Origin of the sequence: Anabaena sp. FACHB-1391, from assembly GCF_014696755.1 — a bacterium.
GTDB classification, from domain to species: domain Bacteria; phylum Cyanobacteriota; class Cyanobacteriia; order Cyanobacteriales; family Nostocaceae; genus Dolichospermum; species Dolichospermum planctonicum.
This window is the reverse complement of sequence record NZ_JACJQS010000010.1, coordinates 60,141-74,865: the sequence shown is the minus strand read 5'-3', so window position 1 is coordinate 74,865 and position 14,725 is coordinate 60,141. Positions and strand designations below refer to the sequence as shown.

General features: G+C 36.1%; 12 protein-coding genes and 1 pseudogene. 12 read left to right on the top strand and 1 reads right to left on the bottom strand.

From position 1 onward, the window contains the following. Positions 1-22: 22 nt before the first annotated feature. On the top strand, positions 23-274 hold the full coding sequence (locus H6F62_RS06940; RefSeq protein WP_190371662.1) for a hypothetical protein: 252 nt from the start codon (positions 23-25) through the stop codon (positions 272-274). Positions 275-769: 495 nt separating this feature from the next. Here the strand turns inward: H6F62_RS06940 and H6F62_RS06935 are convergent, their stop codons facing one another. Beyond that, on the bottom strand, positions 770-2,119 hold the full coding sequence (locus H6F62_RS06935; protein ID WP_190371661.1) for a response regulator: 1,350 nt from the start codon (positions 2,117-2,119) through the stop codon (positions 770-772). A 795-nt stretch (positions 2,120-2,914) separates the two neighbouring features. On the opposite strand from H6F62_RS06935, the gene H6F62_RS06930 reads away from it, so the two are divergent. The 11 genes and pseudogenes from H6F62_RS06930 (at position 2,915) to rfbC (ending at position 14,724) form a co-directional block, all read left to right on the top strand. After that, a complete protein-coding gene (locus H6F62_RS06930; RefSeq protein ID WP_137907429.1) occupies positions 2,915-3,589 on the top strand; it encodes a VWA domain-containing protein in 675 nt (224 codons plus the stop codon). 52 nt (positions 3,590-3,641) lie between these two features. After that, complete coding sequence (locus H6F62_RS06925) at positions 3,642-4,445, top strand: PP2C family serine/threonine-protein phosphatase (RefSeq protein WP_137907428.1); 804 nt, start codon at positions 3,642-3,644, stop codon at positions 4,443-4,445. 27 nt (positions 4,446-4,472) lie between these two features. Continuing rightward, a complete protein-coding gene (locus H6F62_RS06920) occupies positions 4,473-6,659 on the top strand; it encodes a tetratricopeptide repeat protein (protein ID WP_137907427.1) in 2,187 nt (728 codons plus the stop codon). A 558-nt stretch (positions 6,660-7,217) separates the two neighbouring features. Continuing rightward, positions 7,218-7,991, top strand: coding sequence for a glucose-1-phosphate cytidylyltransferase (gene rfbF, locus H6F62_RS06915; protein WP_137907426.1), 774 nt, complete (start codon positions 7,218-7,220; stop codon positions 7,989-7,991). Between the two features lie 44 nt (positions 7,992-8,035). Then, positions 8,036-9,247: an L-2-hydroxyglutarate oxidase gene (gene lhgO / locus H6F62_RS06910; protein WP_137907425.1), complete on the top strand. Its 1,212-nt coding sequence runs from the start codon at positions 8,036-8,038 to the stop codon at positions 9,245-9,247. Between the two features lie 121 nt (positions 9,248-9,368). Next, complete coding sequence (locus H6F62_RS06905) at positions 9,369-10,406, top strand: SDR family oxidoreductase (protein WP_190371660.1); 1,038 nt, start codon at positions 9,369-9,371, stop codon at positions 10,404-10,406. Between the two features lie 140 nt (positions 10,407-10,546). Then, positions 10,547-10,687 (top strand): annotated as a pseudogene (locus tag H6F62_RS06900) (glycosyltransferase); the annotation flags it as partial. 122 nt (positions 10,688-10,809) lie between these two features. Beyond that, a complete protein-coding gene (locus tag H6F62_RS06895; protein WP_190371659.1) occupies positions 10,810-12,081 on the top strand; it encodes a class I SAM-dependent methyltransferase in 1,272 nt (423 codons plus the stop codon). A gap of 167 nt (positions 12,082-12,248) precedes the next feature. Beyond that, positions 12,249-13,262 (top strand): glycosyltransferase family 2 protein, encoded by a 1,014-nt coding sequence (locus H6F62_RS06890; protein ID WP_190371658.1) that lies wholly within the window; start codon positions 12,249-12,251, stop codon positions 13,260-13,262. A 27-nt stretch (positions 13,263-13,289) separates the two neighbouring features. Beyond that, positions 13,290-14,126: a phytanoyl-CoA dioxygenase gene (locus H6F62_RS06885; protein WP_190371657.1), complete on the top strand. Its 837-nt coding sequence runs from the start codon at positions 13,290-13,292 to the stop codon at positions 14,124-14,126. Positions 14,127-14,178: 52 nt separating this feature from the next. Further along, a complete protein-coding gene (gene rfbC, locus H6F62_RS06880; protein WP_137907420.1) occupies positions 14,179-14,724 on the top strand; it encodes a dTDP-4-dehydrorhamnose 3,5-epimerase in 546 nt (181 codons plus the stop codon). Position 14,725: the final 1 nt, after the last annotated feature.

The window sequence follows — 14,725 nt, the reverse complement described above, 5'->3', positions numbered from 1 at the left end:
AGAGATTTTAAGGACTACACCTATGATCAAGTATTATATTCTCAGTCTTAACCCCACCGCCAAGCACGAATGGGACCGTTGTATTATCCGTGATCCTTTAACTGCAAAACGTCCAGATATAGCCCAAATAATTTCCCAGGCTGTAGGTGCAGATACAGGCAGTTATTTAGTTAGTGTAAATATCGAGGTTACAGTATTAGAAGAAGCATCAGCACCATCAGCAGTGTTATTTCCTGAAGTGTCTGTACCCACCCAACAGAGGGAAGCAGCATAGAAAGTGCCAAGTATGCGCTTTAGCATATTTCATTGTAGGTTGGGTAGAAATAATGTTACCCAACACTAAATAATTGTTTGCTTAATTTCAAAAATCAAAACAAAAATCAAAAACAGCGCAAGCAGATTATATCCATAATAATAGCACAAAAATCAAAGGGTGATTATAAGTCTTGAAAGAACGTATTTACGTTCACTTATTGACAACATTCTCAAGATTATTGAGAATAAAGTGATTTATTCTCAATAAACATCAACTTAACGCAATTTTGAAAAAACAGTCATTTAAAAAACTTATATTTCCTCAGCAACAACCGCGTGTACCTGAAAAACCAGATATTTTCGGAATTAGGGTAATAGCAGGTTTATGAAATTATCCACCCTTCTCTGCGTTTATCTGCGTTTATCTGCGGTTAATGATTCTGAAAAACCTATGAGACATCTAGAAATAAAGATTGAGGAACGTCTCTACTGGATATAAATTCAAACTCCTGAATTATGGCAAGTGCATAAAAATAATTTTTAGCAATTCAGCACGAGTAAAGGGTTTAGTTAAATATCCAGAAGCACCGACAAGTCTCGCTTTGACCTGATCGATAATTCCTTTATTGCTAGTCACAAAAATGATAGGAATATGTTTAAACATGGAATTATTGCGGATAATTCGACATAGTTCATAACCATCAATTCCTGGCATATTCAAATCCAATAAAATCAGATCTGGCTTATGTCTAATAATTGACAGAACTGCTTTAACTGATTCATTAATAGTCACCAAAACAAAATGTTCATCTTCTAGATAGCGACTGATTTCCCTGAGAATTGTGGGACTATCATCCACAGAAATAATTTTGTAACTTTTGTGTGTAGTTCTCGAATTTGTATTCACTTTTTCCGGTAAAAAATCCTCTTGAGGTAACTCAGAAATATCTGGTGATATCTGTGAAATTGCTATATTTTCCTGGGAAATGATTGGAGTTTCTCTAGAAGGATATGTACTCGGTGCTACATTTGAAATAAATAATTTACCCTCAGCTAATTCTGTGCTATTGTCAGAAAGTAGTAATGAACGTCCACAGGTTTTTGGTAATTTATCAAATGGAGGATCTGGTTCATGTAAGACGATAGAACCTTTAACAATAAATGGGTATAAACTCAAAGCTAATTGCAATTCATCCTGATTCATAATAATCGCCAGATGACGCAAGCTAAAACCCTTCATCCAATGGGTGATATTTTCCGGTAATGGTGGTAGTCTTTTATCATAAAATTTGCTACTAACCAATAAATACGGACGCTGATAGGGAGAAGATATATACCTACCAAGAGCACGCCAATTTTGCAACTGATTTTGACATTCTTCCATGATAGAATAGACATCTAATTTACAAATTTTGTTGAGATTATTCAATGTTTCTGTTAATTCATAAGTGCCTGTTTCAATGAGGATAAATGATGCAATGACTTCTTTAACTAATTCTTGAATGAGTAATGCTGCTTGAGTAGGAAGAAGATATTGTTGAGTTACGAGCCAATTAATAGCTTCATATTCAGGAGGTTGCTTTGGTAAATTCTGGTAATCTTGATTTTCAAACAGCAAGCGCATTTGTACACGAACTTCATAATCTAGCAGAGGAATTTGTTGATGTTGACGACGTATATGTCTCTCTAGTCTGTCAAAAGGTTCTACCGAATGAGTGGCATAGATAATTTTCCCTTTATTGAGATATATCAACCAAGATACAGAGTTACTAAATGCTTGTAAACAGGTGCTTTCGTAACAATTAGTTAATTGTCTTAATAAACCCTGGGGAGATAGTTTTGTAAACGTGCCAGTATTCTTCATATGTTCACATTTTTTTGCGGATACATCAACATACTATTGGAAAAGATTAAATATCAGGTTGGAATATGATATCACATTGAAAACTTGTCATCATCAGAGTTATTAAATCAATGAATATCAATGATCAACATTTGATAAAAATGATCCAGGATGTAACATTTTTCGGAGTTTTTCATGACAGTTTTTAACAAGTTATCGGATTTTATCTTGATAAATCACATAGTAATACTAGTGACTATGCTGATATTTTATTGATAAATAGACCTGATCAAACTTCATATTAGATTCCTCCTATACCCGGATTAAAAATGATGAATTTACTTCTGTTAACAGAGACAAAATCCCACATAGAATCTTTAAAAATTTATGGAGGTAAATGTATATATTGATTATTACAGCAGATTCCAGGGAAGCAGACTAGAGAATCTAGGTAAAAAGCCAATTCTTGAGTCAATTTTACTCCTGATGCCAATTCTATGTGAGGTCGCGCTATGTTTTCCCCTTAGAATAGAATTATGGAGCTACACAAACAAATAAATTCCCTGATTTTAACTTTAGGCAAGATTAATTATGGTACTCGATAAAAGATAACACTAAATATCCCCATAAATTACCAGTAAGTAGTGGTGAGATTTGGAGAGTTATGGGATAAAAATTGCCTAAATCAATGTCTGGGCTGAAAAACTCAAATATATCCCTGAAAATACCATAATTTTAACCATACTAGCTACAGAAACTATATACTCTGAGTAAAAGGAAAATAAAGCCTTGGATTATAACATAACACAAAAAGTTATGATTGATACATTTAACCTTGATGAAGTTGTAGAATTTGCGGAAAATCCCGAACCACGTTGTCCATGCGTGCTATTGCTAGATACATCTGGCTCAATGCAAGGGGAACGAATCGAAGCATTAAATCAAGGTTTGCTGAGTTTAAAAGATGAACTGGTGAAAAATTCCCTAGCAGCTAGAAGAGTAGAGATAGCAATTATTACCTTTGATAGTAGTGTTAATATCGTCCAGGACTTTGTAACTGCCGAGCAATTTAACCCTCCCATTTTAACAGCTCAGGGCTTAACAATCATGGGTTCAGCAATTCATAAAGCATTAGATATTATTCAAGAGCGTAAATCCCAGTATCGGAATAACGGTATTGCTTACTACCGTCCTTGGGTATTGATGATTACCGACGGAGAACCCCAAGGGGAACTAGATCATGTTGTTGAACAAGCAGCCCAAAGACTGCAAGGAGATGAGTCCAATAAGCGTGTGGCCTTCTTTACAGTAGGCGTTGAAAATGCGAACATGAGCCGATTAAGTCAAATCGCTGTGCGGACTCCACTGAAGCTAAAAGGATTAAACTTTATTGAGATGTTTGTTTGGCTGTCTACGAGTATGTCAGCAGTATCTCATTCTCAAGTAGATGAACAGGTAGCACTACCACCCATTGGTTGGGGATCTGTTTAATTAAAATTACAGCTTGATGTTCAAACTGAACTAGCTGTGGGAAACAAATTATATGAAGATATCAAAACAGATTTCTCAATGGCGGATAGTAGCCGCCTCTGTCTGTGGAACTAGTCACGCCAAAAACCAGCAACTTTGTCAAGATGCCCACCATTGGCAGCTATTAGCAAACAATGTATTGGTAATAGCAGCAGCCGATGGCGCGGGTTCTGCTAAACTAGGAAAAGTGGGATCAATGATTGCTGTAGAAACAGCAATAGAACATCTTTCTCTCCAAGAGATGATCAGTGATACCCTGACTAATGATGATTTTTTGCGGAATTTGCTAACTAATGCCATGTTAGTAGCCCGCGAGTCCATAGAAGCGGAGGCAGAGGCGTGTAATCATCAACCTCATGATTTAGCAACTACCTTAATTCTGATGATTGCTACACCAGAGATTGTGGCTGTAGCCCAAATAGGAGATGGTTTAGCTGTAGCTAAGAATAGCATGGGGGATCTGATAGCATTAACCATACCCAACAATGGTGAGTACATTAATGAAACAACCTTCTTGACATCTCCCCATGGCTTAGAGACAGCACAAATCAAATTATGGCGAGAAGAGATCGTTAATGTTGGTGTTCTCACCGATGGACTACAAATGCTGGCATTGAATATGATTGTTGGTGATGGTGGTAGCGTCACCGCTATACCTCACAAACCCTTCTTTCTGCCTTTGTTCGAGTTTGTAGCCAATGCTGAAGATAAAATATTGGCAAAAGAGCAGTTACATCGCTTTTTACGCTCCGAGAGGATCACCCAGCGGACTGATGATGATTTGACTTTAGTTCTAGCTGCATTTAGCAGTTGTTAATTAACCCCACATAATTGTAATTTTTCCATGCAGGTACTACGTCGTTTCACCAACCCAGAAATTCTCAACCTCTCTGTCAGTGTGGGACATGGAGGTGAAGCTTGTATATATGCAGTGCCATCGGATGAACATTTGGTAGCTAAAATCTATCACAAACCAACCATCCGTCATGGCGAAAAACTCCAGGCCATGCTTGTTAATCCCCCAGTTAATCCTACAGCAAATTTAGGACATATTTCCATTGCCTGGCCACGGGAATTGTTAGAGGCGGCAGATGGTAGCGGTAGGGTGGTGGGCTTTATCATGCCACGAATTAGGGGAATGCGGCCAATTATGGATTTTTATAATCCAGGGACTCGCCGACAATATTGCCCATTATTCAATTATCAGTATTTAATGCGAACCGCCCGCAATCTAGCGGCCGCTTTTGCGGCTTTGCACGCCAGCCGATACTGCATTGGTGATGTGAATGAGTCAAATATCCTAGTTAGTGATACAGCTTTGGTGACATTGGTAGACACTGATTCCTTCCAAGTTCGAGAACCAGTACAGAATCTTGTCTATCGTTGTGCGGTGGGGAAGCCAGAATATACTCCCCCAGAATTACAGAATAAAACTTTTGCTGACTATGACCGGGAAAGTTATCATGATTTGTTTGGCTTGGGTGTATTGATATTCCAGTTGTTAATGGAAGGAACTCACCCATTTTCGGGGATATTTCAAGGTGGGATAGAACCTCCTCCCTATCAAGGGCGGATACTTGAGGGTCATTTTACCTATAGTCAAAAGAAACAAGTACCCTATCTGCCAACTCCTATTTCACCTCGTTGGGATCTGCTTCATCCCAGCCTACGGGATTTATTTGTGCGTTGTTTTGAAGATGGTCATAACAATCCACAGTTACGTCCTAATGCTCAAACCTGGTTGTCAGCATTAACGGCGGTGGAAGAGGGTTTAGTCACTTGTACTGCTAATCCCCAGCATCTCTATCATCATCATTTGCATAAATGTCCTTGGTGTGAACGGACTAACCAATTAGGTGGAAGAGATCCGTTTCCGTCACTAGCAGCCATTAGCTCTAAACAGCATCTCCAACCCCGGCGAAAATCTCAACGGCGCTATATTCCGACACCACGAATTACCTGGCCTGTTAGATCACATTATCGCGTTCATAGTTACCAGTCGGGATTTAGTCAGCAGTTTTATCATCCTCCCTCTTCTAAAAAGTTTAACTCCAAGGTTTACGGTATAATTTTTAGTGTTATGGGATTGGGGATTTTGGGCTATTTAGACCTAGTGATTAAATTTACTCGTCCCTTTGTTTCCCAAAATCCTTATATTCAACAAAGTTTGATGTCTCAAAAAGATAATCAAACTCCTGAACCGAAAGATCTCTCTTTTATGGATTACTATCAACTTGGTGACACTGCTTATCAACAGCAAGATTATAAACAAGCAGTTGCCAATTTTACGGAAGCTATCAAAAAAAATCCCCAATATGCCAAAGGGTATGTAAATTTGGGTAATGCTCGCTATAATTTAAATGATTATGAAGGTGCATTAGCCAACTATAATCAAGCTTTGAAGCTAAATGCTCAAGAAGTTAAAGCTTATGTAAATCGTGGGAATGCTTATTATATGTTGGCGGACTATAGTAGCGATCCCCATAAAGAATATAAACAAGCGATCGCGGATTTTACTACTGCTATTAACATAGATAAAAATGATGTTGAAGCTTATATCAGAAGGGGAATTGTCAGATTTGAAGTCACTAAATACATCAATAATTCTCTTCAAGAATACCAGAAATCAATTGCGGATTTTACCGAAGCAATTAAACTCAATTCATCCAAGGTAGAAGCTTACTTTCAACGGGGTCTAGTTCGTTATCAAATTGCTCAATATAGCAATAATTATGTAGCAGAATATAAACGAGCGATCGCTGATTTTACCGAAGCATTAAAAATTAATCCCCAACTGGCTAAAGTTTATCTGAAACGTGGTATGGCTTACTATGAATTAGCACAATATGGAGAAAATGGATCTGATAAAAATCAGATTCGAGCCGTTGCAGATTTAGAAAAAGCTGCAAAAGTCTCCCTGGAGAAAAATGATATGGATAATTATCAACAAGCCATCAGCAGCATTTGTATTATTGTAGCCAACAAATGTGACATATTACCTAAATCAACCCTAGTGGGGCAAAATAATTGATCAGTAGTCGTGCAAAATAAATTTCATATTCAGAAAAGGTGACAGGTGACAAACAAGAGATACAGAGATTTCTATTGTTTTCCCAAATGTGCAATTAATTTTGCCCAGGTACTTATATAGGACTCCTATCTGATTTTTGACCGTCGAGATTTTCACATCCCCGACTTCCTAGAGGAGTCGGGGATATTGTTGCCGAATCTGGGCATTACTTATACAAACGCGCATAATTGTATATATGAGATTTGTTGATAGCTGGCGTGGCCTAGCCCTGAAACTCTTGATTTATCAAGGTTTTCTGTTTCTTCAGCCAGTCGGGCATATATTCAAAAATCAAATAGGAGTCCCATATCAGTCATTTATTTATAAATATTTTACAGATAAAATATGTTAATTTACTTATTCTTTATCATTTTCTAGAAAATTACAGTTAAATTATATTTATCTACTTAAAAAGACAAAGGAAGAAATAATGATTCAACTTTCTTCATATCATAATGCATTCTCTTCATCTCAAATTTGTGAAATTAGAAACCACCAGCAAATCTTTGAGGCAATTATATGAAAGCAGTGATTTTAGCAGGAGGTTTGGGTACAAGGTTAAGTGAAGAAACCACTATCAGACCTAAGCCCATGGTGGAAGTTGGTGGTAAGCCAATTCTCTGGCATATCATGAAGATTTATTCTGCTCACGGTATTAACGATTTCATCATTTGTTGCGGCTATAAAGGGTACATTATTAAAGAATATTTTGCCAACTATTTCTTACATATGTCAGACGTGACATTTGATATGCGATTTAATCAAATGAATGTTCATTCTGGATATGCTGAACCTTGGCGCGTCACCTTAGTAAATACAGGTGATCATACAATGACAGGTGGACGTTTAAAACAAGTTCGTGAACATATTGGCAATGAAACCTTTTGTTTTACCTATGGTGATGGTGTAAGTAATATCAATATTACAGAATTAATTAAATTCCATCAAGAACAAAAGACATTAGCAACACTCAGCGCGGTGCAACCAGCAGGAAGATTTGGAGCAATTTCTCTAGGACAAGAACAAACTAAAATAACTAGTTTTAAAGAAAAACCTCAAGGTGATGGTGCTTGGATTAATGGGGGCTATTTTGTTCTTGAACCACAAGTAATTGATTTTATTGCTGATACCTCAACAGTGTGGGAGAAAGAACCATTAGAGAAGTTAGCTGATTTAGAACAATTATCTGCTTATAAACATGATGGTTTTTGGCAACCAATGGACACATTAAGAGATAAAAACTATCTAGAGGATCTCTGGAAAAGTGGTAAAGCTCCTTGGCAAGTTTGGTAATAGTAATTTGAGATTTTAGATATTGGATTAGGGAAAGATTACTAATGTATGATTTTGCGATTATTGGTGGGGGAATAGTTGGACTTTCCACCGCAATGGCTTTAGGAGAGCGTTATCCAAATGCCCAAATATTAGTAGTAGAAAAAGAGAGTCAATGGGCATTTCATCAAACTGGTAATAATAGCGGTGTAATTCATTCTGGTATTTACTATAAACCGGGAAGTTTTAAGGCTAAGTTTTCCCGTGAAGGTAGCCGTTCCATGGTAGAATTTTGCCAGAAATATGATATTGATCATGAAGTTTGTGGTAAAGTGATTGTGGCTAGTAATCAACAAGAATTACCCCGCTTAGAAAATCTCTACAAACGCGGTTTAGAAAACGGTATTCCTGTTAAAAGAATTAGTCCAGAAGAAGTCAAGGAAATTGAACCTCACGTTAGTTGTGTTGGTGGAGTTCAAGTATTTAGTACAGGAATTGTTAACTACAAAAAAGTTTGTTTAAAATATGCGGAATTAATTCGTAATCAAGGAGGAGATTTACGCCTTAATACCCAAGTTTTAAAAATTGTCACTAGGGGAAAAAATCAGGTATTAGAAACTAATAATGGCAGTTTTGAAACTCGATTTATAATTAATTGTGCCGGATTACATAGCGATCGCATGGCAAAATTAGGTAAGGCTAATCCTGAAGCTAAGATCGTTCCCTTTCGCGGTGAATATTACGAACTAACCCCAGAAAAACGCTACTTGGTCAAAACTCTCATTTATCCAGTTCCTAACCCTGATTTCCCCTTTCTAGGTGTGCATTTTACCCGCATGATTGATAACAGCGTTCACGCTGGACCAAATGCAGTTTTAAGCCTGAAACGTGAAGGTTATAAAAAAACCGATTTTGACTTTCGAGATTTTGCCGAAGTTATTACCTATCCTGGCTTTTGGAAACTAGCAGGAAAACACGCTCCCGAAGGGATGAAAGAAATAATTCGTTCCTTTAGTAAAGCAGCCTTTGTCAGAAGTTTACAAAAACTAATTCCCGAAGTGCAAGCAGCAGATATAATTCCTACCCATGCAGGAGTTCGCGCTCAAGCATTAATGAATGACGGTTCTCTAGTAGATGACTTTTTAATCATTAATGGTGACAATTCCATTCATGTTTGTAATGCACCTTCACCCGCTGCAACTTCTTCCTTAGAAATTGGTAAAGCTATAGTTAAGCAAATACCAGAACCAACGCATTTACACAGTTTAGTAGCGTAACAGCATCATCTCTTATCTGTGTTCATCTGCATTTATCTGCGGTTAATTATTCTGGAAATTTTCTTTTCTAGTGACTCTTCAAGAAACAAGTTAATTTCACACATCAAAAGTTTTAAAAATCATGAAAATATTAGTCACCGGAACAGAAGGTTATCTTGGTTCTTTATTACCTTCTTTACTCATGCAAAAAGGACATGAAGTTATTGGAGTTGATACTGGATTTTATAAAGTTGGTTGGCTATATAACGGAACTAACTTAACAGCTAAAACCCTAAATAAAGATATTCGTGATATCAATCCCGAAGATTTAGAAGGAGTAGAAGCTATTGTTCACATGGCGGAATTATCTAACGATCCTACTGGACAATTATCACCAAATATCACTTATGATATTAATCATTTAGGTTCAGTTCGTCTGGCTAATCTAGCCAAATCAGTTGGTGTTCGTCGCTTTGTTTATATGTCCTCCTGTAGTGTTTATGGTGTAGCTAGTGAAGGTGATATTACAGAAGAATCACCAGTTAATCCCCAAACAGCTTACGCCGAATGTAAAACATTAGTAGAAAGAGATGTTAAACCATTAGCTGATGATGATTTTTCGCCTACTTTCATGCGGAATGCGACAGCTTTTGGTGCTTCCCCTAGAATGCGATTTGATATAGTTTTAAATAATTTAGCGGGGTTAGCTTGGACTACAAAAGAAATTAAAATGACCAGTGATGGTACACCTTGGCGGCCATTAGTTCACGCTTTAGATATTTGTAAAGCCATTGTTTGTGCCTTAGAAGCACCTAGAGATATTATTCACAATCAAATTTTTAATGTTGGCGATACTGCAAATAATTATCGAGTTAAAGAAATAGCAGAAATTGTTGCCGATGTTTTCCCTGGTTGTCAATTATCTTTTGGTAATAATGGTGCAGATAATCGCAGCTATCGAGTTTGTTTTGAGAAGATTAATAGTATTTTACCAGGATTTAAATGTGATTGGAATGCTCAAATTGGGGCTGAACAATTATTTAGTTTGTTCAAGCAAATTGACATGACAGAAGACACATTCTTATTTAGAGGTTTTACAAGATTAAAGCAATTAGAATATCTGATTCGCACAGAACAAATTGATCGGGATTTTTTCTGGAATCAACAGGAAAATTATTAATTTATTCCGAAAATATTGGAGGTTGGGTTGAGCGACAGCAAAACCCAACACGATTAATAATTTTGTTGGATTTCCTTGAGTCAACCCAACCTACATTTCTTATATACCAAGTCATTTTCTCATATCGGTATTAACATATCATGCAAAAATTACTTACCATTGCCATTCCTACATACAATCGAGCCGAGTTACTAGATAAACAATTAACTTGGTTATCCCGGGCTATCAAAGGATTTGAAACAGAGTGTGAAATTTTAGTTTTTGATAATTGTTCTGATGAATTTATTCCTTTGGGGTAAATCGAATCAAGAATAAATAATTGATAGGTTAGTTTAGGATTGGTGCGTTTCATATCATAAAAACCCTTTATTTTAGAGCAAATAGGAATAGGGAGTAATTGTCCATGAAAAATAATTGTCGCTTTTGTCATAATCCACTGCAACATACCTTTATAGATTTAGGAAAATCACCAATAGCAAATGACTATCTGACATCTGAACAGTTAAATCAGAAAGAAAAGTTTTACCCTCTGCATACCTATGTTTGTGAGGAATGTTTATTGGTGCAGTTAGAAGAATTTGAATCTCCAGATCACATTTTTGGTGATGGTGATTATGCTTACTTTTCTTCCTACTCAGAAAGTTGGTTAGCTCATGCTAAAGCTTACACTGATTTGATGGTAGAAAAGTTTGGTTTTAACAACCATAGCCAAATAATTGAAATTGCTAGTAATGATGGGTATCTCCTCCAGTATTTTCAGGAAAAGGGAATTCCCGTTTTAGGAATAGAACCAGCCGCGAATACTGCTGAAGTTGCTATTGCTAAAGGTATTCCTAGTCTGACTAAATTTTTTGGAATTCAGACAGCCAGAGAATTAGTAGCCGCTAATCAACAAGCTGATTTATTGCTGGGTAATAATGTATTGGCTCATGTACCCAATATCAACGATTTTGTAGCAGGAATGAAGATTGTTTTAAAGCCAAATGGCATTTTAACAATGGAATTTCCCCATTTATTACAGTTAATTGAACATAATCAATTTGACACAATTTACCACGAGCATTTTTCTTATTTATCCTTCCTCTCTGTTGAGCAAATTTTTGCGGCTCATAACTTAACCCTCTTTGATGTTGAAGAATTACCAACTCATGGTGGTTCATTGCGAATTTATGGTAAACATGATCATGCTGCATTTCCCATAATTAGTGAGCGGGTTACCCAACTCAAAGCTAAAGAAATTTATGCTGGCTTAAATCGGCTAGAGACATATATTTTCTTTGAAGAAAAAGTCAAAGATACTAAGTTTAAACTTCTGAAATTTCTACTCACAGCCAAAGCAGAAGGTAAATCAATTGTGGGTTATGGTGCGCCTGCTAAAGGTAATACACTCTTGAATTACTGTGGTGTGGATAAAGATTTAATTGATTATACAGTAGATCGAAATCCCCATAAACAAGGACTATTTTTACCAGGAACTCATATTCCTATTTTACATCCTGAAAAAATCCGCGAAACTAAACCTGATTATCTGCTAATTTTACCTTGGAATCTCAAGGATGAGGTCATGCAACAGATGTCATTTATTAGTGAATGGGGTGGTCAGTTTGTCGTACCAATTCCTGAAGTTACAGTTTATCAATATGCTCCCATCGAAATGATGTTAATGGCATCATAAGTAACAATTTTTAATTATGGTGAAGAAGCTTGTGGGCTATGAGATAAAGTTTTATTCAAACAATAATTATCCTCATTCCCACACTTTGAAACCTCATTAAAATCAGGAAAATGTATCTAATAAATCCTCAAGTCCTGATAAATTATTACCAGAGATATCTTTTTACCATGAACAAATTACTAACTATTGCTATTCCTACTTACAATCGAGCCGAGTTACTTAATAAACAATTACGTTGGTTATCTGAAGCTATTAAAGGTTATGAATCTGACTGTGAAATCTTAGTTTCTGATAACTGTTCTACTGACAATACTCAGGCAGTCATTAATAAGTGGAAAGAAAATCTCAATCAGATTACATTTCACACCAATAAAAATAGTGAAAATATTGGGGTAATTAAAAATGTCACTTATTGTCTAGAGGCTGCAAAAACTAAATATGTTTGGGCAATTGGTGATGATGATCCCATTCAAAATCGAGCTATTACTTATGTTTTAGATCAGATTAAACAACAGGAAAACTTATCATTATTACTGCTGAATTTTTCAGGTAGAAATAAAATTACTGGTGAAGAAGTACATCCTCCGAAAATAGTTGGTAATCGCTGGTTTGATATTGATAGTGAAGACGGAAATGGTGATGGTAAAGCTATTTTTGAACATAGTTTTGCTAAAAGTGTCGGGGCTGTAATTTTTCTTTCATCAACTATTTTTCGCACGGAAACTGTTCAAAAAGCCCTGGAATTTTGGCCAGAAGGGAAGAAGAATTGGATATACTTTGGTTATTTAACGGGATATTGCGCTGCTCATGGAAATGTCATTGTCACTAAAGATAACTATTTAGAATGTATTGTTGGTGTTAGTCATTGGCAAAAAGATCCAAAAGCCGCACTTTTAATGCAATACCAACATATACCTGAAGTTATTTTAAAACTTCAAGAAATTGGATATTCTCAAGCATATTGTCGCCGAATGATTGTCCAAAATTTCAAAGAAGTAAACTTAAAAGTCTTTTTAGGGGCAATGAGAAGATGGCCTGTATCGGCTATCAAGACAGTAGTTCCTTTTTTGGCTTTAGCTAGTGTGGCAGCTTTTGAATTAATACCCATGAAAGAATTTAAAGTAGCGGAAGCAGAACTGGAGATAACAACAACTTCCGAAGTCAGAAGCCATAGAGGATAAAGATTAGTGTTAATTGGTAAGTATACTATGCTTCAAAAAATTCAAGAAAAAATCTCAACTTTAAGTTCTGAGTTAAATTATCGAATGTCACTTTGGCATCATGCTAAAAATTTACCTGCCATTAATTCAACAGATAAATTGATTGTTGATACTCTCAAACAATCAGGTGTTTGCATCACATCTTTAGAAGAATTAGGTTTATCATCTACTCCAAAAATGTTGGCTATTGCTAATAGTTTTATACATGGTATGGTAAACTCTAGAAATATCCGTGCCGGATATAAATTACCGCAAATTTATACGGTTACAGATTTACCAGAATTCTTGGCTTGGGGAATTGAAACCCGACTACAAAATATCATTGAGCATTATATAGGTTTACCTATCGCTTTTCATGGTGTTCATGTGCGGAAAGACTTTCCTAATGAGAAGCAATTGGAAACCCTACTATGGCATAAAGATTCTGAAGACAGACGCATGATTAAAGTTATTATCTATCTCAATGATGTCACTGAAGAACATGGTCCATTTGAATATATACCACTGCCAAAAAATCCTCTAGAACGATTAAATAATTATCGAATTGATTATGAATTATGGCGAGTTAATTTTTTAGGAATTAACGATGATAAAATGATGAAAGTTATTCCTAAATCAGCTTGGAAATCATGTCATGGTAAAGCTGGAACTGTAATTTTTACAGATACTAGAAATATTTTACATCACGGAACTGTGAGAACCAAAGAACGTTCAACACTGTTTTTTACATACACATCTAACCTCCCTAAACGACCTGAACTTTGTACACAATATCATGATGATACCTTTGCCAAAATAAATACTCAATTAGGATTAAAGGTATAAACCTAAAATCAAAAAAATTCTATTATCCTCAACAAAAATTTCCTAAACAACTATGATTTTTACCTCTACTAAACTCGCTGGTGCTTTCATTATTGACTTGGAAGAAAAGCCTGATTCTCGCGGTTTTTTTGCTCGCACTTTCTGCGCTGATGAATTTATCGCTCATGGTTTAAAACCCACAGTTGCCCAATGTAACCTTTCTTTTAATCATAAAAAAGGTACATTGCGAGGAATGCACTATCAAACTCTCCCCGCAGCAGAAACAAAATTAATTCGCTGCACTCAAGGAGCTATTTATGATGTAATTGTTGATATGCGTCCTGAATCTCCAACTTATTTATCGCATATTGGTATAGAATTGACTGCCCAAAATCGCCGCGCTCTTTATGTACCAGAAATGTTTGCTCATGGTTATCAAGCTTTAACAGATGGTGCAGAAGTTGTATATCAAGTCGGTGAATTTTATACTCCTGGATATGAACGAGGATTACGTTATGATGACCCAATTTTAGGAATTTCTTGGCCATTAACTGCCACAGAAATGTCTGATAAAGATCGGAATTGGCCTTTACTAGAATCTATTTTGATAGGAGTTTAAT